General features: G+C 58.6%; 13 protein-coding genes and 5 pseudogenes. 12 read left to right on the plus strand and 6 right to left on the minus strand.

What is annotated here, in order from left to right:
- Together CES87_RS30630 and CES87_RS30635 are read right to left on the minus strand one after the other, a co-directional pair.
- A pseudogene (locus tag CES87_RS30630) lies at positions 1–237 on the minus strand (MaoC family dehydratase N-terminal domain-containing protein); the annotation flags it as partial.
- Positions 238–296: 59 nt separating this feature from the next.
- Entirely contained in the window at positions 297–1,484 is a 1,188-nt protein-coding gene (locus CES87_RS30635; protein ID WP_128609090.1) for a lipid-transfer protein, read from the minus strand.
- A gap of 417 nt (positions 1,485–1,901) precedes the next feature.
- Between CES87_RS30635 and CES87_RS30640 the strand changes: the two genes are divergently transcribed.
- The 12 genes and pseudogenes from CES87_RS30640 to CES87_RS30690 all read left to right on the plus strand — a co-directional run bounded on the left by CES87_RS30640 (position 1,902) and on the right by CES87_RS30690 (position 15,085).
- Entirely contained in the window at positions 1,902–2,558 is a 657-nt protein-coding gene (locus tag CES87_RS30640; RefSeq protein ID WP_256591147.1) for an SDR family NAD(P)-dependent oxidoreductase, read from the plus strand.
- A gap of 36 nt (positions 2,559–2,594) precedes the next feature.
- Positions 2,595–3,349: pseudogene (locus tag CES87_RS30645) on the plus strand (SDR family NAD(P)-dependent oxidoreductase).
- A 52-nt stretch (positions 3,350–3,401) separates the two neighbouring features.
- Positions 3,402–4,593: pseudogene (locus tag CES87_RS30650) on the plus strand (acyl-CoA dehydrogenase family protein).
- A 12-nt stretch (positions 4,594–4,605) separates the two neighbouring features.
- Entirely contained in the window at positions 4,606–5,748 is a 1,143-nt protein-coding gene (locus CES87_RS30655; protein WP_128609092.1) for an acyl-CoA dehydrogenase family protein, read from the plus strand.
- A 51-nt stretch (positions 5,749–5,799) separates the two neighbouring features.
- Positions 5,800–6,900, plus strand: coding sequence for a CaiB/BaiF CoA-transferase family protein (locus CES87_RS30660; RefSeq protein ID WP_128609094.1), 1,101 nt, complete (start codon positions 5,800–5,802; stop codon positions 6,898–6,900).
- A 65-nt stretch (positions 6,901–6,965) separates the two neighbouring features.
- Complete coding sequence (locus CES87_RS33855; protein WP_256591148.1) at positions 6,966–7,358, plus strand: hypothetical protein; 393 nt, start codon at positions 6,966–6,968, stop codon at positions 7,356–7,358.
- On the plus strand, positions 7,268–8,089 hold the full coding sequence (locus CES87_RS30665; protein WP_256591149.1) for a phosphotransferase family protein: 822 nt from the start codon (positions 7,268–7,270) through the stop codon (positions 8,087–8,089). Before CES87_RS33855 ends, CES87_RS30665 begins: the two co-directional genes overlap by 91 nt.
- 11 nt (positions 8,090–8,100) lie before the next feature.
- Positions 8,101–9,276 carry an acyl-CoA dehydrogenase family protein gene (locus tag CES87_RS30670; protein ID WP_128609095.1) on the plus strand — a complete coding sequence of 392 codons (1,176 nt, stop codon included), beginning with the start codon at positions 8,101–8,103 and terminating at the stop codon, positions 9,274–9,276.
- Positions 9,273–10,046 (plus strand): SDR family NAD(P)-dependent oxidoreductase, encoded by a 774-nt coding sequence (locus CES87_RS30675; protein ID WP_128609097.1) that lies wholly within the window; start codon positions 9,273–9,275, stop codon positions 10,044–10,046. The genes CES87_RS30670 and CES87_RS30675 overlap by 4 nt, the downstream gene beginning before the upstream one ends.
- A gap of 270 nt (positions 10,047–10,316) precedes the next feature.
- Positions 10,317–12,208, plus strand: a pseudogene (locus CES87_RS30680) (DUF1302 domain-containing protein).
- A 26-nt stretch (positions 12,209–12,234) separates the two neighbouring features.
- Positions 12,235–13,602: a DUF1329 domain-containing protein gene (locus CES87_RS30685; RefSeq protein ID WP_128609100.1), complete on the plus strand. Its 1,368-nt coding sequence runs from the start codon at positions 12,235–12,237 to the stop codon at positions 13,600–13,602.
- Positions 13,603–13,717: 115 nt separating this feature from the next.
- Positions 13,718–15,085 carry a DUF1254 domain-containing protein gene (locus tag CES87_RS30690; protein ID WP_218196435.1) on the plus strand — a complete coding sequence of 456 codons (1,368 nt, stop codon included), beginning with the start codon at positions 13,718–13,720 and terminating at the stop codon, positions 15,083–15,085.
- Between the two features lie 257 nt (positions 15,086–15,342).
- Here CES87_RS30690 and ltrA read toward each other — a convergent pair.
- From ltrA to CES87_RS30710, 4 genes and pseudogenes are all read right to left on the minus strand, one after another.
- A pseudogene (ltrA, locus tag CES87_RS30695) lies at positions 15,343–16,763 on the minus strand (group II intron reverse transcriptase/maturase).
- Positions 16,764–17,300: 537 nt separating this feature from the next.
- Positions 17,301–18,185 carry a hypothetical protein gene (locus CES87_RS30700; protein WP_256591150.1) on the minus strand — a complete coding sequence of 295 codons (885 nt, stop codon included), beginning with the start codon at positions 18,183–18,185 and terminating at the stop codon, positions 17,301–17,303.
- A 162-nt stretch (positions 18,186–18,347) separates the two neighbouring features.
- Positions 18,348–18,731 (minus strand): nuclear transport factor 2 family protein, encoded by a 384-nt coding sequence (locus tag CES87_RS30705; protein WP_128609105.1) that lies wholly within the window; start codon positions 18,729–18,731, stop codon positions 18,348–18,350.
- A 72-nt stretch (positions 18,732–18,803) separates the two neighbouring features.
- Entirely contained in the window at positions 18,804–20,039 is a 1,236-nt protein-coding gene (locus CES87_RS30710) for an MFS transporter (RefSeq protein ID WP_128609107.1), read from the minus strand.
- Positions 20,040–20,042: the final 3 nt, after the last annotated feature.

Below are 20,042 nucleotides of genomic sequence, written 5' to 3' on the forward strand. Positions count from 1 at the left end.
CCAGGTCGAAACCGTAGACGTTCAGCATCTCGACCAAATCGCGGCCCTCCCCTTGCAGGCACACCAGAAACGTTGGCGGTACCGGCAGGGATTTGTAGCCAGCGGCGTGTGCCGCAGCTTCATCGGTGTAGATCGGATCGGTCTCGCCAATGGCCTTGGCGAAGAACGCAGCCGGCCTTTTTCCACTTCGGCGCTGGTCACACCCAGCGAGCGGCCTATAAGGCTCTTGTCTGCCATGTCACTTGTCTCCTGTCAGGTTCTTCAAATCACGTGTTCACAAACACAGACGCAATGGATCAGGCACGGCCGTACAGCGTCACGACGCAGGCGCCGCCCAGACCCAGGTTGTGCTGCAAGGCATGACGTACGCCTTCAACCTGGCGGTCCTGGGCGGTGCCACGCAGTTGGTGAGTCAGCTCGTAGCACTGCGCCAGTCCGGTGGCACCCAATGGATGCCCTTTAGAGAGCAGGCCGCCGGACGGATTGGTCACCACCTGGCCGCCATAGGTGTTGTCACCATCGAGCACGAAACGCTCGGCGCCACCTACCGCGCAGAAACCCAGCGACTCATATGTCAGCAGCTCGTTGTGCGCGAAACAGTCGTGCAGTTCGGCGACACGGATGTCCTGGGGGCCGATACCGGCTTGCTCATAGACTTCACCTGCCGCGCGTTCGGCCATGTCGAAACCGACCATCTGGATCATTGACGGCGGCTCATAGGCAATCGGTCGATCAGTAGTCATCGACTGCGCCAGAATCACTACGTCAGCGCGCAGGCCGTGTTTTTTCGCGAACGCGTCAGTGCAGATGATCGCCGCAGCTGCGCCGCAGGTCGGCGGGCAGGCCATCAGACGGGTCATCACACCCGGCCAAACAACCTGGTCATTCATGACGTCTTCGGTGGTCACGATCTTGCGAAACAGGGCCAGCTGATTGTTCGCCGCGTGACGACTGGCTTTAGCGCGGATTGCAGCAAAGGTGCTCAGTTGCGTGCCGTATTTGTGCATGTGCTCACGACCAGCGCCGCCGAACATCTTCAGGGCCATTGGCATTTGCGGCACATCGCTGGCCAGTTGCTCGGCAATATCCAGCCCTTTACCCATCACTCCCGGACGGTCATCCCAGTTGTTTTTCAGGGCGCCGGGCTGCATCTGCTCGAAACCCAACGCAAGGGCACAATCGACGGCTCCGCTCTCCACCGCCTGACGTGCGAGGTACAGGGCACTGGAGCCGGTCGAACAGTTGTTGTTGACGTTGACGACCGGAATGCCGCTCATGCCGACTTCATAAAGGGCGGACTGACCGCTCGTGGAATCGCCATAGACGTAACCGACGTAGGCCTGCTGCACCAGCTTGTAATCTAGGCCGGCATCCTTCAGGGCCTGGCGAGTCGCCTCGGCTCCCATCTCAATGTAGGTACCGCTGGCGCCTGGTTTCAGAAACGGAATCATGCCTACGCCGGCTACATATGCTTTGTGCGACATCTTGTTCTCCATACGGGATTGTTTGTGCTTCGTGACTTGACCACGAAGCGACGCGGCGGCTGGGCCGGCTCACATCTCGAAGATACGTAGGGTGTCGACCAATCGACCTGCCCCGGAAGAGTGGTGGGTGGTGGGTTGCCCTGCCAGGCACCTGTTCGCCGACATCCCCCTCCCTGTGTGCCACTCCCCCGGAGTGGGTCCGATCAATCAACGCTGGCTTAGCTTCTGCTGCCATACCCGGCGATTGCAGGCCGATTACTTACCGCAAGGCATGCAGCGCCCTACACGGGCTGCATCGAGAATGCACTGAGGAGTTTCCATGACGGTTCTACAAGGCAAAGTCGCAATCGTGACCGGAGGGGCATCGGCATCGGCCGCGCCACTGCGCTGTTGTTCGCACGCCAAGGCGCCAAAGTCGTGGTCGCTGACAGGAGCGAGGCAGTCGGCCAGGAAGTGGTGCAGTTGATTGAGCAAGAAGGCGGCCAAGCTTTTTTTCATACACTGGATGTGCGCAGTGACGAGAGCTGCGCCGCATTGGTCGCGGCAACGCTGGCGCGTTATGGACAACTGGACATTGCCTTCAACAACGCTGGTGTGTTTGCAGCACCGACGCTGACAGAAGACCAGGGCCTGGATCTCTGGCAGCGCATGCTCGACGTCAACCTGACCGGCGTTTTCAATTGCATGGTCCACGAACTGCGCGCAATGAAAGAGCGCGGCGGTTCCATCATCAATACCGCCTCCGTGGCCGGGATCAGCGGTACGTACGGCGCGGCTGCCTATACCGCCTCCAAGCATGGCGTAATCGGCCTCACGCGCAGTGCAGCACTGGAATATGGCAAATACGGCGTGCGCATCAACGCTCTATGCCCAGGGCTGATCGAGACGCCGATGACCGTCGGGCCGGACAGCGGGTTCAACGAAAAAATGATCAATGCCGGTGTAAGGAGCTCAGCGTTACGTCGTCAGGGCCGCCCTGAAGAGATGGCCGAAATGGTCTTGTGGCTGGCCTCGGATAATTCGTCCTACGCCACCGGCGGGCATTTCGTGGTCGACGGTGGATTATCCGCTTAAGCGCTCCCCCCTCCTTAATACGCGGACCCGAATGATATGAAGCTATTGCAGAACAAGGTTGCAATCGTCACTGGTGGCTCGTCCGGCATCGGTCGTGCCACAGCGCTGTTGTTTGCCCGCGAAGGTGCCCGCGTGGTGGTGGCGGACATGAACGATAGCGCAGGCCAGACGGTAGTCGATGAGATCCGTCATGCAGGCGGCGAGGCCTTTTTCCGGCATGTCGACGTGCGCAGCGACGAAGATTGCGCCGCGCTGGTCGAAGTGACACTGGGGCATTACGGCCAGCTGGACGTCGCCTTCAACAATGCCGGCATCGGTGGCAAAAAGCACCGGTGGAGAACCAGACACTGGCGCAGTGGCGCAACGTGCTGGATGTGAACCTGACTGGGGTTTTCAACTGCATGGTCCATGAACTGCGGGCGATGAAGCAGCATGGCGGCTCGATCATCAACACCGCGTCGATCATGGGCTTGCAAGGCCTCGCAGGTGCTGCGGCCTATTCGGCCGCCAAACACGCGGTCATCGGCCTCACGCGCAGCGCGGCGCTGGAATACGGCAAATACGGCGTGCGAATCAACACGCTGTGCCCAGGCTTTGTCGAGACGCCGATGATCGCCGGCGCTGACAGCGATTTCGATCCGCAGACACTGGCCGTCCTGCACAAGACCATTGCCCAGCGGCGCTTGGGTGATCCGTGCGAGCAAGCGCAGATGGTGCTTTGGCTGGCCTCTGCCCAATCCTCCTATGCCACCGGTGGGCACTTCGTTGTCGACGGCGGCGCCACGGCTTAAGCCTCGGTTTATTACAGCATCCGATATTGAACAGTTTTTGAGGACTTGCTCGATGGACATTCGCTATACACCTGCCGAACTCGACTTCCAGGAGGAAGTGCGCGCGTTTTGCAGGAAAATCTGCCGGCCGCCATTGCTGCTCGCGGTCGCCATGGCAAACGATTCAACAAGCAGGACCAAGTCGCCTGGATGCGCCTGCTCAACAAGCGTGGCTGGCTTGCCGCCAGTTGGCCAGTTGAATTCGGCGGTACCGGCTGGGGCGTGGTTCAAAAGCACATTTTCGAAGAAGAGTGTGCCGCCTTCGGCGCCCCGGCCATTGTGCCGTTTGGCATCAACATGGTCGGCCCGGTAATCATTAAGTTCGGCACGCCTGAGCAGCAGGCGCATTTTCTTCCGCGCATCCTCAACAGTGAAGACTGGTGGTGCCAAGGATACTCCGAGCCAGGGGCCGGTTCCGACCTGGCCTCGTTGAAGACCCGTGCCGTGCGCGAGGGCGACCACTATGTGGTCAATGGCCAGAAAACCTGGACCACGCTGGCGCAATACGCCGACTGGATCTTCTGCCTGGTACGCACCGATCCCGACGCGCAACAACAACGGGGCATCAGCTTCCTGCTAATCGACATGAAAACCCCGGGGATTACCGTACGCCCGATCATCACCCTCGATGGTGAGCATGAAGTCAATGAAGTGTTCTTCGACAACGTGCGCGTACCGGTGCAAAACCTTGTCGGCGAGGAAAACCACGGATGGACCTGCGCCAAGTACCTGTTGACCCACGAACGCACCAGCATCGCCGGCATTGGCCAGGCCAAGCAGATGCTGTCACGCCTCAAGAAGATTGCCCGTGCGGAGTTGCGCAACGGCCGCCCTTTGATCGAAGACACCCTGTTCCGATCGCAGATCGCTGATGTCGAAATTCAGCTGAAGGCCATCGAAATGAGCAATCTGCGGATCGTTGCTGCTGCCCGTGATGGCGGCGTCCCAGGCCCGGAAAGTTCGTTTTGAAGATCAAGGGCACCGAAATTCGCCAGAGCATCACCTACCTGATGAGCAAAGCCGTGGGTCCCTACGGCATGCCGTTTATCGAGCAGGAACTGGGCTATGGCAAGGGCGAAAACCTCTACACCCAATACAGCTCCACGCCGACCGCTCAGTACCTGGATATGCGCAAGGCGTCGGTCTATGGCGGCTCCAACGAAATTCAGAAGAACATCATCGCCAAGATCATTCTTGAGCTGTAGGAGACTTGAATCATGGACTTTAAACTTTCCGAAGAGCAGCAAATGCTGCAGGAAACATCCCTGCGCCTGGTTCGTGACGCCTATGGCTTCGAACAACGCGAACAATTTTCTAAAACCGAATCAGGTTTCAGCGACAGGTTCTGGCAGCAACTGGGGGAACTGGGACTGACCGCCGTACCCTTCCCCGAAGAGTTGGGTGGTTTTGGCGGCAGTGGCGTGGAGAGCATGTTGATTATGACCGAGCTGGGCCGGGGTTTGTGCCTGGAGCCCTACCTGCACTCGGTCATTTATGCGGGCGGCCTGATTAGTCAACTCGGGAGTGATGCGCAGCGTCAAGAGCTCATCCCCCAAGTGGCCAGCGGTCAGCTACAACTGGCCGTCGCCGTTGATGAACCCACCAGCCATTACCAGCTCCATGATGTGCAAACCCGCGCCGAAGCGGTTGCGGGCGGCTGGAAACTTAACGGACGCAAGTCCGTGGTGGTGGCCGGGCAAAGTGCCGGGCTGCTCCTGGTGTCGGCGCGCACCGCCGGCGCCGACCGTGATGAAACAGGCATCAGCCTGTTCCTGCTCGACCCTGCCGCCCCCTGTGTGCATCGCCGCGCCTACCCGACCATGGATGGGCGCAAAGCCTGTGAGTTGTACCTTGAAGACGTCATGGTCAGTGCCGGGAATTTGTTGGGTGAACCGGGCGTGGCCCTGACCGCGCTGCGCTACCAGCAGGGTCGTGCGATTGCTGGGCAGTGCGCCGAAGCGGTTGGCAGTATGGCTGCCGCCTGCGACCTGACGCTGGAATACCTGAAGACCCGCAAGCAATTCGGTCAGGTGATAGGCAAATTCCAGGCGTTGCAGCATCGCATGGTCGATATGCGGATCGAACTGGACCTGGCCACGTCCATGACCATCCTCGCCGCCTGTGCGGCTGATGAACCCGACAGCGACGATCGCAGCAGAACGCTGGCCGCTGCCAAGTGCTACATCGTTCGGGCGGCGCGCTTCATCGCCGACCAGAGCATTCAGTTGCATGGCGGGATCGGCCTGACTTGGGAATATGTACTTTCGCATCATGCCAAGCACCTGCTGATGCTCAGCCATCAGTTCGGCGATGACGACCACCACCTAGACGCTTATAGCCGCCTGATGGACGTGGCATGAGCAACGTCCTGTTCTTTCACCCGATTCTGTCTGCGCAATTAAGGTGATTCCATGCTGCAAGGCATCAAGATAGTTGAAATTTGCGGGATCGGCCCCGGGCCGTTCTCCGCCATGCATTTGGCCGACCTGGGGGCCGAGGTGATCGCGATCGAGCGCGATGCCGGCGGTGCTTCGCGGGTCAACCTGCTCAATCGCGGCAAGCGTTCGGTCATCGCAGACCTGAAAAGTGCCGTGGGTCGTGAACTGGTACTGCGCTTGATCGAGGATGCCGATGCGCTCATCGAAGGCATGCGGCCGGGTGTGATGGAGCGCCTCGGGTTGGGACCGGAGCAGTGCCAGGCACGCAACCCGCGCCTGGTCTACGGTCGCATGACAGGCTGGGGCCAGAGCGGGCCGCTGGCCAAAACAGCCGGTCATGACAACAACTATTCATCGTTGTCGGGCGCGCTTTTTCACAACGGCACACCCGATGCGCCGCCCTCCTCCGCATTCGCCACCCTGGGTGACATCGGTGGCGGCGCGTTGTACATGACCATCGGGTTACTCAGCGGCATTCTGAATGCGCGGGCAACCGGCAAGGGTTCGGTAGTAGACGCGGCCATTGTCGACGGTTCAGCGCATATGCTGCAGCTGATGCTCTCGACTCGCAACATCGGCTACATGACCGACGAACGCGGCAAAAACATTCATGACAGCTCACCGTTCTACGCGACCTATCGTTGTGCGGACGGAGGCTTCGTCACACTCGGGTCCATCGAGCCGCAGTTCTATACCCTGCTCCTTGAAAAGCTTGGACTGCAGGGTGATTCGCGCTTTGTCTGGCAATGGGATCGTCGGCACTGGAAGCAACAGCACCAGCATTTCACCGAGCTGTTTGCCAGCAAAACCCGTGCTCACTGGTGCGATTTGTTCGAGGGCACCGATGCGTGCTTCGCTCCTGTACTGCCCCCACACGAAGCCGCGTTACACCCGCACAACAAGGCACGCGGCACGTGGTTCGAGCGCGACGGTTTGCTGCAAACAGCCGTGGCACCGCGCTTCAACGGTGAGGTGGTCACGCCAGGGGAAATACCGTCACCTGGGGAACATACCGAGCAAATCATGGGCATGTTGAATGCGCCCTCAAAAGGCTCGGTCTGGCGCTCCGCCTGATGCTCTGGCTCGCCGGGTCGGTAAGACCTGGCGCTTGTACTCCCGACATTCTGAAAGAGACTGCCGTGTCCCGTACCGATCAGACTCACCAGCAGCCAACGCAAGCAGACCCCGATGCCGGTTTTCCGGCTGGCGTCGCCTTGCGTGCGCTCAATGAAACACAGCCTCTCGACTGGCTTACCATCAATCGCTATTTGCACCAGCAAGGCCTGCACGTCGATTCACACTTGGTGCCTCGACAATTCGTCGGCGGCCTGGCCAACCTTAACTTTCTGTTGCGGGTCAATGACGAATGGGCGGTCCTGCGCCGCCCGCCGTCGGGCCCGCTGCCGCCTGGCGCGAACGACATGCGCCGGGAGCACAGAATTTGTCGCGGCTATCACAAGGCTTTGCCCTGGCTCCGCGCAGCTTTCATCTGTGTGAAGACCCCGGCATCGCCGGCGCGCCTTTTCAACTGATCGAGTTCCGTGCTGGCGTAGCGATACGTGGTAATCAGCTCGCTCCTTTGGCGGCTACCACGGAGGTCGGCGAGCGTCTGTCGCTGATGATGGTGCAGACCCTCGCTGCGCTGCATGCGGTTGACGCTGAGGCCGTCGGGCTTGGCGACCTGGGACGCCCAGACGGCTTTTTTCGCCGAACCACCGAAGGCTGGATCAAGCGCTGCGAACTGATTAGCGAAGGTGATCCCGGCGCAGCCGCCCGTGAAAGTATCCGCTGGCTGACCCGAGTTACCGACCCGTCAGCCACTGCACCTGTACTGCTGCATAACGACTTCAAACTGGACAATATCCTACTGGATCGTCACACGCAGGAGCCGGTAGCCATCGTCGATTGGGACATGGGCACCCGCGGAGATGCTTTGTTCGACCTCGCGACCCTGCTCAGTTACTGGAGCGAAGACGGCGATACATCCGCTATGCAACGCCTCAAACAAATGCCCACCGCGCACCCGGGGTTCCTTAGCCGCGAGCAAGTGGCCCAACGCTACGCGCACGCCACAGGGCGCTCCATCGACGAACTCAAACCCTGGCGCGTACTGACCCAGTTCAAGCTCGCCGTGGTTTTCCAGCAGTTGTACCAACGCTATCGCAGCGGTGAAACCCAAGACCCGCGTTATGCCGACTTCGGCCGCCTGGCGGATGAACTGCATGAGTTCACCCTCGCCATCATCACCGGCAAAACATTCTGAGAGACGACACCATGGACTTTTCATTAGCACCAGAGCAGTTGGCGTTGCGCGACAAAACCCAAGCCTTTATCCGCGACGTGGTCATGCCCTATGAACGCGATCCACGCCGCACACCACACGGACCTGACCTCAGCCTGCGCCAGGAACTGGTCGAGCACGCCCGCGCCGCCGGCCTGCTTACCCCTCAGGCAAGTAAGTCACTGGGCGGTTTGGGCCTTTCTCATCAGGATAAAGCGGTGATATTCGAAGCGGCCGGTTATTCCATGCTCGGCCCGGTCGCCCTCAACTGCGCAGCGCCAGACGAAGGCAATATGCACATGTTGGAACAGGTCGCCACGCCGACGCAGCAGGCTCGCTGGCTACAGCCAATGGTGGATGGCAAGACCCGCTCGTGCTTTTGCATGACCGAGCCGCATCCCGGTGCTGGCGCAGACCCGTCCCAGATGAAGACAACCGCCGTGGCCACCGCCGAGGGTTTCCTGATCAACGGCACCAAATGGTTGATCACCGGTGCTGAAGGCGCTGCATTCAGCATCATCATGGCGCGCACATTGGTCGATGGTGTGGACGTGGGCGCTACCATGTTTCTCATTGACTTGCCGAACCCGGGTTTCCGTATCGAGCGCACCCTCGACACGCTGGACTCGTCCTTCCCGGGTGGACATGCGCAGATCGTTCTCGACAACCTGTTTGTCCCCGCCGACCAAGTACTCGGTGAAGTCGGCAAGGGTTTCCGCTATGCCCAGGTCCGCCTGGTACCCGCCCGCCTGACCCACTGCATGCGTTGGTTGGGCGCGGCAAAGCGCGCGCACGACATCGCCACCCAATACGCCCGTCATCGCCAGGCATTCGGCAGCCCGCTGATTGACCACGAAGGCGTCGGGTTCATGCTCGCCGACAACGAAATCGATTTGCACCATACGCGTCTGGCTGTCGCACATACGGCCTGGCTGCTCGATCAAGGCGAACGCGCAAGTACCGAGAGCAGCATGGTCAAGGTGCATTCCGCCGAAGCAATCTGGCGCACGGTCGATCGTTGTGTGCAGATCCTCGGCGGTATGGGTGTCACACGCGACACTGAAGTTGAGCGCATTTTTCGCGACGTTCGAGCCTTCCGTATTTATGACGGTCCGTCGGAAGTCCATCGCTGGAGCATCGCGCGCAAACTGGCCAAGGCTGCATCATGAACAGCGCAACTCAGGCGGCGGGCCTGGAAAACAAAGTGGTGATCGTCACCGGTGGCGGGCGCGGATTGGGTCGCGCGATTTCCGCAGGCTTCGCTCAGGCCGGTGCTCGGGTAGCGCTCGTCGGTCGTGACGCCGCTACCCTGGCACAGGCCAGACATACGATTGTCGAAGCCGGAGGTCAGGCCGAAGCCTTTCTCGCCGATGTGTCTGATGAAAGCAGCGTCGAGGCCCTGTGCAAAGAGGTAGTCGCGACTTGGGGATGTATCGATGTGCTGGTCAACAATGCCGGCATCAATCCTTGGTACAAGCCTGCCGAAGACACCGCTTTGACGGAGTGGCGCGCAATTATCGACACCAACCTGACCGGTGTATTTCTCACCTGCAAACACGCAGGCAGGCATATGCTCGCAGCGGGTCGAGGCGCAATTATCAACATCACATCGGTAGCCGGCCGTGTCGGCCTGAGCAAAACCACTGCCTATTGCGCGGCCAAAGGTGGGGTTGAACTAATGACCCGGCAACTGGCGATGGATTGGGCACAACGGGGTGTTCGGGTAAACGCCGTGGCGCCGGGTTACTTCGCTACCGAACTCACCGAAGGTATGCGTCAACACCCTGTGTTGGGTAAACGGGTGACCGACCGCACGCCTATGGGGCGCTTCGGTGAACCCGATGAAATTGTGGGCGCCTGCCTGTTCCTGGCGTCCCCGGCGGCCGGATACATCACTGGTCAATCGCTAGGCGTCGACGGGGGCTGGACGGCTTGTTGATCTAAGCCCAAATACATTCGCCACTGCCGTTTTGTTGATTGGACAAAGCCCGCTCTTGAGCACTCTTGAGCGGGCTTTGTCGTTTTTGTCGATCCACCTACCCCTACCCACTCCTTTTCCCCTCCTCATGGGTGGACGTGTCAGGCAGAGGCGAACTTAGCATCGGGACGGCACAGAGAACCGATGGCCAGGCGACCGGCATTACCGCCTGCTGCCTCTGCGCTTTTAACGCTTATGACCCTACTCGGAGTACCGCATGACAAAACAACAATGCGCGGAATCTTTCGGCCGCATTTACTGGCCACTGCAGTTGCCCTGGGCATCAACGTGCAGGCTTACGCTGTCAATTTCAACATGGGTGAGATAGAGGGTAGTTTCGATTCATCGTTATCGTTGGGTTCCAGCTGGGCCGTACGCGGACCTGACCCGGATTTCATTTCCAACTTCAACTCGCAGGGTGTCAGGGGCAATGCATCGTCGCGCACCAACGATGACAACCGCCTGAATTTCAAAAAAGGTGAAACCTTCTCGAAGATCTTCAAGGGCGTGCATGATCTTGAATTGAAATACGGTGATAGCGGTGCCTTCGTGCGCGGCAAGTACTGGTACGACTTCGAGTTGATGGACGAAAGTCGTCCGTTCTACGACATCGATGACCACGGCCGCCAGCGTGCGGCCAAATCATCCGGGCGATGTTCCTCGACAGCTTCGTCTACCACAACTACACCATCGACAATCTGCAAGGCAATGTGCGTCTTGGCAAGCAGGTGGTGAGCTGGGGCGAAAGTACCTTCATCGGCAATTCGATCAACAGCATCAACCCGATCGACGTGGCGGCACTACGCCGGCCCGGCGCAGAAGTGAAGGAAGGCCTGATCCCGGTCAACATGTTCTACATGTCCCAGGGGTTGTCCGAGAACGTCACCGTCGAAGGCTTCTATCAGCTGGAGTGGGCACCCTCGGTACTGGATAACTGCGGCACATTCTTTGGCAACGACGTCACGCCTGAAGGCTGTAACGATCGTGCGGTGATCGCGGGTCTTGATTTGGCGCCAGGCGTTGCGACTAATAGCAAATCAGGCTTGGCCGTGGCGGGCACGGCGGCTCAAGGTGGGGGTTTCGACGATGCCTACGTGACCCGCACCAAGACCAAGGATGCCCGTGACAGTGGCCAGTTCGGCCTGGCGTTGCGCTGGTTCGTACCGGATTTCAACGACACCGAGTTCGGTGCCTATCTGATGAACTACCACGCCCGTAACCCCAACCTCGATTTCACCCGTGCGACTGTGACCGCCAACACCGGGGCAGGCGCAGCCACCGTCCCCGGCGCTATCAACTCGATCAGGACCGCGACTTACAACGTGGTCTACCCGGAAGACATCCGCCTGTATGGTCTGAGCTTCTCGACCAACATTGAGGGTACTTCGCTGGGAGGGGAAATCAGCTTCCGGCCGAACATGCCGCTGCAACTCAACGGTGCCGATCTCAACCTGGCCGCTGTTGGTAACAAAAATTCCCCGCTGTTCGTATCCGGTGCATCGCAGAACGTCGCCGGAGCGCCGCTCACGGGTTACGCGCGGATGCCCGTTCTGCAAACACAAATGACCGCTACCCGATTCTTCGACCAGGTGATGGGCGCGAGTCGCCTGACTGTGATCGGTGAGGTGGGCTACAACCGCATCAACGGTCTGGGCGATTCAGATGGCAACGACTTGCGCTTTGGCCGCAGCACGATATTTGGCGCTGGTGAACTGGTCACAGGAGCCGGTGCGGGTGCGACAGGGCCACAAACCTGTGCGGGCGCTCCGAGTCAGGTTCCAGGCGCCGCAGCAGGGGTCACCCGACCTAGCAACCCGCAACAGGAATGCAACAGCCACGGCTTTTACACCACCGATTCGTGGGGCTATCGACTGCGTGGCAAGCTGGATTACCCGAACGTGTTCGCCGGCATCAACCTGTCCCCCAACATCGCCTGGTCCCATGACGTTGACGGCAACGGACCGAACTTCGAGGAAGGTCTCAAAGCCGTCAGCCTGGGGCTGGATGCCGACTACGCCAACCTCTACACCGCCAGCCTCAGCTACACGGATTTCTTCGGCGGCCATTTCAACACTAACGGCGACCGCGACTATGTAGCGCTCAGTGTCGGCGTGAATTTCTGAAAGTCGATAGACAGAGGATGAACAGAATGAAAAAGAGCAGCATTTTGACTGCCGGCGTGCTGGCACTGACCTTATTGGCCAGTAGCGTGATGGCAGCGGTTTCGCAACAGGAGGCCGACAAACTCGGCACTGTACTCACCCCATTCGGTGGGCAGAAAGAAGGCAATGCCGACGGCAGCATCCCTGCATGGACCGGTGGCCTCAAAACCAACGCAGCGCCGGTTACCAACGATTTTATCGGTAACCCTTTCGAGGGTGAAAAGCCGCAGTTCGTGATTACCGCCGCCAATGCCGCGCAATACAAGGACAAACTGACACCCGGCCAAATGGCGATGTTCCAGCGTTATTCGCAGACCTACAAGATCCCGGTTTACAAGTCCCAGCGCACAGCCTCTTCGACCCAGGGTGTCTATGAGGCCGTCAAAACCAGCGCACTGAACACGGTGCCTGTCAACGATGGTTATGGCCTGCAGAACTTCGAGAAGTCGCACTACTACGCGTTCCCGATTCCGAAGTCCGGCCTTGAGGTGGTCTGGAACCATCTGACCCGTTATCGCGGCACCAGCTTCATCCAGAACCTGATTCAGGCTACACCCCAGGTTAACGGCAGCTACACCCTCGTCAACGTCCAGCAAAGTGCCGGATTTCCCTGGCAGATGAAAGATGCCGATCCGCAGCAAAGCGCTAACATCCTGTTCTACGTCAAGCAGGAAGTAACGGCGCCGGCGCGCATGGCGGGCAACGTGCTACTGGTGCATGAAACCCTGGACCAACTGAAGGAACCACGCATGGCCTGGGCCTACAGTGCCGGTCAGCGTCGAGTACGCCGCGCGCCGCAGGTAGCCTATGACGGACCAGGCACAGCCGCCGACGGCCTGCGCGTAGCCGACCAGAACGACATGTTCAACGGTGCCCCCGATCGCTACGACTGGAAATTGATCGGCAAGAAAGAAATGTATGTCCCGTATAATAACTACTCGTTGTTCTCACCCAAGGTGAAGTACGACGAGATCATCAAGGCCGGGCATATCAATCAGGACCTGACGCGTTACGAGCTGCACCGGGTGTGGGAAGTCGAAGGCACGCTCAAGGCAGGTGAACGGCACATTTATGCCAAACGTCATATGTACTTCGACGAAGACACCTGGGCTATTGTCGAAGTCGATCATTACGATGGTCGTGGGCAATTGTGGCGGGTCGGCGAAGGTTTTCTGGTCAATGACTACGTGCAGGGCACCGCGAACTACGCCGCCGTCACCGTGTATGACCTGATTGCCGGCCGCTATATCGTCTCCAACCTGCAGAACGAAAACAAACGTGGCCAGGACTATAGCTATCGTCCAACCATGACTGACTTCACCCCGGCTGCGCTGCGTAACGCCGGCATTCGCTAAACATCTCGCTCCAATGCCCCCGGTAGTTCGCCTTGTCAACGGGCGAATTACACGGGGCAAATGCTGAGGAACTGTAATGATCGTTACAAGATTTACACTCCCTATTAGCTTCTGTTTGGCGTTACTCCTGCCGCTTCATGCGCAATCGGCTAGCAGCGAATCTCAAACGCCCCCAAGCCTTACGGCGACACAGGCCCGTGAAGAGAACGCTTACACCCTTGGCGTGCAGGCTTATTTGTGGGGCTACCCGCTGTATTACTACGATGCTTCTGCGGCCAAATCCCTGCAAGCGGGCGCAGTCTCCATGAACGCCTTTCGCAAATACAGCGCGTTGAAAACCGCCAAGGACCGCACGATAGTCACCCCAAACAACGTGACTATCGATGCCTATGCGCGCTTCGATGTCTCCAGGGAACCTGTGGTGATACATGTACCGGCATTGACCGAGCCCCGGTGGTATTTGACTCAGATCGGCAACATGTTTGATGAGGTCAGCCGCAACATCGGCGGCGTGAAAGGTCAGCAACCGGGCGACTATCTGGTGACAGGTCCAGACTTTCGCGGCCCGGTCCCACCCGAGATGACCCAAGTACCGATTCGCACCCAGAGCGGTATCGCCGCTGTGCGCATCTTCGCCAACAGCGAGCAGGATGTCGACGCCGCAGTCCAGGCGCAGAAAGGCTTTCAGTTAATGCCTCTGTCGGCTTATCTACGCGAAGGATTGCAGTACAAACCCGGCAAATCGGACGTACCGCCGCTCTTCATCAGCAGCGCGCCAGAAGGCGTGCGCTACTTCGATCAACTCGGCCACGCCATGCAACAGTACCTGCCCGCGGGCGGTGATCAGGACGATGCACTCATTGCACAGTTCGCATCAATCGGTTTGAGCAAGGGCAAGGGTTTTGACTGGCGCACGCTGGACGAAGCAACTTTGCGTGGCCTGACCCGCGCGGCCATCGCCGGACAGCAGATCATCGATCAGCGTTGGAAAAACGTCGGCGAAGTCACTAACGGCTGGCGATATTTCCTTCTCGGTGGCCGTGCCGGAGGCGACTTCGCCTTGCGCGCCGCGCTGGCTAAAAACGCCATCGGCACCCAACTATCGGAACAAGTGCTGTATCCCAATACGCAAGTCGACGACCAAGGCGCCGCACTGGACGGCAAACACAAATACATCCTGCGCTTCGAAAAAGGCCAGCAGCCACCGGCCTCGCTGTTCTGGAACATGGCGATGTATGGCAGCGATATGCTGTTTGTCGAAAACACGTTTGGCCGCTACAGCATCGGAAGCACGACCGACGGACTCAAACCGGACACGGATGGTTCGTTAACGCTATTGATCCAGCAGGGGCGCCCGAGCGAAACCGCCAACTGGCTACCCGCCCCGGCCGGGCCGTTCAATCTGACAATGCGTTTCTACGGTCCTGGACCATCAGTGCTCGACGGTTCGTATCGCCTTCCGGCGATCAAGCGTGTGGACTGAGAAATAAATTCCAATATAGGCGTATTGCTGTTCATTTATCCGGTTCTTGTACATCGGCTCATGGCTTCGATTCACGCTTCCTCCCCACACTCGGTCGCCCTCATGCAGTTGCGCTTCACTTCGTTCGCTGTGGTCAGCTTACGGCGGGACTTTCACCCACAAGATTTCGCCCATGCTGGGCGCACAATCGAGTAGGAGGCGGATTTACATCCGCCGTCCTCTCACACCACCGTACATACGGTTCCGTATACGGCGGTTCAGGTTATGCGATTAAGCCGGTTTATCGTATCCAGTATTGAGACCAGCCCCAGACGATCCCAAAGCTTCTTCGGCAGCGCCTGATTCATATGTGACGCTCCCGAGTTCCACCATGGGCCGCGACCGTTGAACGCTGATTTGCAGGCGCGTGCTTCGTCGAGCCCCAGACGCATCAGGTTGCGCGCCCTCGTAGAGGGCCGCTTCCATTGGCGCCAGATGACGCAGCGAAGTTTATGCCGCACCCAGCCGTCCAGCTCCTCAAGTGGCCGTTTGCTCTGGCTTAGCTTGAAGTAGCCAGCCCAACCGCGCAGTACGGGGTTTATCCGCTCGATGATATTCGCCATCTTGTGACCCCGCACTTTGCGCAGAAGGTCTCTGACTCGGTCGCGCAAGCGACCCAGGCTCATCGTCGCCACTCTCAGCTTCGGTTGCTGATGCCAGCTCATCCCGTAACCCAGGTAATCACATCCAGGACCCGGCTACTCGGCTCTTATCCCGGTTCAGCGTCAGTTTCAGGCGCTGATTCAGGAAGCGCTCAACACTCCTCATCACTCGTTCGCCAGCACGAGGGCTGCGCACATAGATGTTCGCATCGTCGGCATAACGCACAAAACGATGACCCCGTCGTTCCAACTCGCGGTCGAGTTCGTTGAGCAGGATGTTCGACAGCAACGGCGAGAGCGGGCCGCCTTGCGGCGTCCCTTCCTGCCGACGACTGACGAGTCCGTCCGACATCGTTCCCGCTTCGAGATAACAACGGCTCAGCCTGAGCACGCGTTTATCTTCGATTTGGCGCGCCACGTACGCCATCAGGACATCGTGGTTGACCCGGTCAAAGAACTTCTCAAGATCAAGTTCCACGCACCAGCGATGCCCTGCCGCCACATGGCCGCGGGCTGTTTCGATGGCATGGTGGGCGCTGCTCCCCGGTCGAAAGCCGTAGCTATAGTCCGAGAACAGCGGATCGAAGATCGGCGGTGAGCTGTTGCAGCAGGGCTTGTTGGATCAGGCGATCCACGACGCAGGGAATGCCCAGCTGTCGGGTGCCGCCTTTGGGCTTGGGGATGTCGACGGCGCGTACACCTTGCGGGTGATACTCGCCGGCCAGCAACCTCCTCTGGAGGGTTGGCCAATACTGTTTCACGTAGCCCGCCAAGTCGTCGACCGTCATGCCATCGGCACCCGGCGCGCCCTTGTTGCTGACCACGCGTTGATACGCACGTCTGAGGTTGGCAGGTTTAAGCACCCGCTCCATCAACGTGCCCTGCTCCGCGTTCGTCCCCGTCACAGATACCGTCGATACCTTTGCGCTGTCAGCCGTCATCCTCGGATTCTGTCCGGGACTCGGAGTAACAGTCTTCTCTGGGAGAAATTTCTGCATTTCGGTATTCAACGAGACTCTGACGCCTACTGGCGGCATAACCTGTTCGGCCCTTGGTGACGCGGTTAACAGCCACTTACTACGGCGTCGGCTGACTTCTGCACGCTCATCCCGTCGCCTCTCGACGCCCGGTAGCACAGTGGCAAACGTGCAGATCTCCCAGGGTAATTCGCGCGACCTTCCTGCTTATGCCTGTCGGATCTACGTCACAGCGTTCCGTGCAAGTATTGGGCTTTGATGATTTTGGCCATCTCACCCCGCTGCGCCGCCTCTATCCGCTTCCTGTTCGTCAGGCCAGCATTTTGCCTCGGGCTTCCTTCAGATTCGCAGTCACCCGCGACACCCTTGCCTCTGGCTAACACTTCCCCTTAGAGGACTTGCACCTCCAAGTCACCAGCGAGGCCACCACAGCCAAGCTGGTTGCGCTTGCGCGCAACGCGCCATGCCTGGCGCACCAAAAAAAGGCGCCACCAGGGCGCCTAAAACCGCCTCCCAACCATGGGAGCAAAAAGGAAGCGGTGACCGCCTGGTCAGCGACCGCATTGAACAGGGTTCACGAACTCTAAGCGGGTCGGTTCAGAAGTGCCACTCCAGATGCACGGTCGGTGCGTAGGTGTCGGTACCCGGTTTGTTGATCGCTCCATATTTGTGTTTCCAGTACTCGTAGCCCGGTCCGATCAGCAGTTTGTTCTTGCTGCCGAAAGTCATTTGCCCCACATCGACCATCAACGAAGCCCGAACCAGGCTTTCCTCGCCTGTGTCCTGTTTAAAATAATCCTTGCCCTTCTGCGTCTTGTAGCTGGCGAAACCCTGGAATTTGAATGGCACGCTGCCCATTTGAAATGGGAAACCCCACACCATGTGCAGCACGTAATAAGGATCAAACTGAATGTTCTCGGTCTGGCAAGCGTTCAGCCCGCAATGGTTCCATTCCATGGCGTAAAGCAGGCTGACATCCAGGTACCCGGGCACGTCGAACTTTAGTGTCGGGCCAACCACCAGCATGCGCTTACGGGTCGCGAACTCGGTGTTCTTGTAGTTGAGTTCGACCCCACTGCTCAGCGCCACTTCCTTGACCGGACCGAACGCCATTGAACGGTCAAAGACCTTGCTCAGAAACAGTTGATGACGATAGACCAGGTAGGCTTCTGTCGCGCCGGAGTTGCTGTCCTTCTTCGGGTCATTACTGTCGGACTTCAGGACGTCCAGATTGAAGAAGTTGGATCCCGTGTCATTGCCGCTAACATGGCCCAGTTGGTAGATCTCCTTCTGGACCTTACCCCGGACGCCGGGCTCGGTGAAGTCGGTACCATAGCGAAACCCAACAAAAGTATCGTTCCAGTCCTTGGCGTTTACGCTGGTCGTGGCCAGGCTCATTACGCCAGCAGCCAGAAGTGCCTTGAAATACGTTTTTTGTAGTTGTTGTACGTACATAGTCAGGATTCCAATTAGTTCAGCCATGTGTTGGCCGCATGAACAGTGCTTCAAGGGCTATGGATTTCAGGCATAGGCAAGCCGTGCCCGCTTAGCCATAACGACCGGGATCAAATGATCAAATGCACTGTCAGTGACTGAAAACTGTCGGGCGCAGACGATGAAACAGCTGCGCGTTGAAAACCATCTTCAAACTTTAGAATATCGAGTGGACTGCCAGGCCATCATTTGCCAACCAACGTCGCCTTTTCTCCAGACGCTGATATAGCGCGAGTTCAACAGCATGGGCTCACCCCGAATAATCACATCCATGTCGATCAGCCCGGTGATGACGGCGCAGGTCCCCACCATACGAATGTGCTCTTGCTGGCTTTCGAAACTTCGATAGATCCAAATTCCTGCGCGCATCCCCTGGAGATACCCTCTCTTGCTATCGCTCTTGCCATCGGAGTGGCTATAAGTGAGATCGTCGGTATAGATGCCTTCCAGAAAGTCCATGTCCCAGTCGATCATCGCCTGACGACGGCGTGCTTCAAGTACTTCAATGTGTTGCTTTACATGTTGCTCTAGCATGCTTAAAACTCCGTGCTTGGCAGTTGATCGCGCGTACGCGGATAGCGGGGATAACCAAATGAGGGCTCTCGACTACGAATGGCTGGTACCCAGTGGCACACTCTGCGCAGGATTTACCTGGGGGATTTCCGCATGGGGCATGAAGAACATGGTGATCGTTGCCAAGGCAAAGAAGCCTGCGCAGACCAGCAGCCCCAATGCCAGGCTGTAACTGGTGGCAATACCACTCAACAGTAATGGGGCAAACGCCGCCAGGCCGCGGCCGAAGTTGAAGCAAAAGCCGGCGCCAATAGTGCGCACCCGGGTGGGGTAAAGGGCGCTGAAGTACGACGCGAAGAGGCTGGCAAAGGCATAGAAGAAGGCATAGACCGGCCCCAGCCAGAACAGGATGGCGTTCTGTGTGGTCAGCGCATAAATCGACAGCATGACGGCACTGCCCAGCAGCGAAAGCAACGTAGCGTTTCTTTTACCGATGTGGTCGGCAATAAAGCCGAACGCGTTAATCCCGATGAACGCGCCAATGTTCAGGATCGCCATGAAATTGGCCATCATGCCAATGTTCAGACCGCGCTCTTGCACCAGGTAGGTCGGCAACCAAGTGCTCGCGCCCCAGAAGCCGATGACTGCGCAACTGGCTGCCAGGGTACCCAACAGGGTCAGCCGCAGCAGTTCAGGGGAAAAGATTTCGCTGACCGAGACGCGCATTTGAAGTTTGGGGTTGGCAAGGCTCTTGGCCTTCTGCTCTTGCCATTCCCGGGATTCAGGAACAAAGCAAAAGAGGTAGGCCACAGGAATCAGCGTCGAGATACCCGCCACCATAAACAGCATCTTCCAGTCCGGCAGGTAGCTTGCCGCGGCCATTGCCGCGATCGCGGCTCCGATCGGGAAGGAACTCAGCACAAAACCGGTCGCTCTTGCACGCTGATGCGCAGGCCAGGTCTCCGTCACATAGGCCGAGACAATGCCCCAGACACCCCCCAGCCCCAATCCGGAAAGGAAGCGAAGCAACAGAAGCAAGGCCCAACTGTGGGTAGTTGAAACCAGGGTGGTCAGTACACCAAACACAATCAGCGATATGAGCAGTGCCTTGCGTCGACCAAAGTTATCGGAGTACCAGCCGGTGGTGATGCTGCTAAAACCGATACCCAGCAGTGTCGCCGAAGCGAGCATACCGGCCTCGTTGAAGCTCAGGCCGAGATCCTGACGGATCACCGGCAGCGCGATGGTCAGCAGGATGATCTCCATGGCATCGAACAGATACGCCAGGAAACCGCCGACAAGCACATGCCATTTCGAAATGGATTTCATCGT

The sequence above is a fragment of the Pseudomonas sp. ERMR1:02 genome (genome assembly GCF_002277815.1).
Taxonomy (GTDB): domain Bacteria; phylum Pseudomonadota; class Gammaproteobacteria; order Pseudomonadales; family Pseudomonadaceae; genus Aquipseudomonas.

Excerpts from the sequence above, each read along its gene's own strand:
- CES87_RS30635 (WP_128609090.1), bottom strand. The coding sequence starts at position 1,484 with ATGTCGCACAAAGCATATGTAGCCGGCGTAGGCATGATTCCGTTTCTG.
- CES87_RS30655 (WP_128609092.1), top strand. The coding sequence starts at position 4,606 with ATGGACTTTAAACTTTCCGAAGAGCAGCAAATGCTGCAGGAAACATCC.
- CES87_RS30660 (WP_128609094.1), top strand. The coding sequence starts at position 5,800 with ATGCTGCAAGGCATCAAGATAGTTGAAATTTGCGGGATCGGCCCCGGG.
- CES87_RS30670 (WP_128609095.1), top strand. The coding sequence starts at position 8,101 with ATGGACTTTTCATTAGCACCAGAGCAGTTGGCGTTGCGCGACAAAACC.
- CES87_RS30675 (WP_128609097.1), top strand. The coding sequence starts at position 9,273 with ATGAACAGCGCAACTCAGGCGGCGGGCCTGGAAAACAAAGTGGTGATC.
- CES87_RS30685 (WP_128609100.1), top strand. The coding sequence starts at position 12,235 with ATGAAAAAGAGCAGCATTTTGACTGCCGGCGTGCTGGCACTGACCTTA.
- CES87_RS30700 (WP_256591150.1), bottom strand. The coding sequence starts at position 18,185 with ATGGCTGAACTAATTGGAATCCTGACTATGTACGTACAACAACTACAA.
- CES87_RS30705 (WP_128609105.1), bottom strand. The coding sequence starts at position 18,731 with ATGCTAGAGCAACATGTAAAGCAACACATTGAAGTACTTGAAGCACGC.
- CES87_RS30710 (WP_128609107.1), bottom strand. The coding sequence starts at position 20,039 with ATGAAATCCATTTCGAAATGGCATGTGCTTGTCGGCGGTTTCCTGGCG.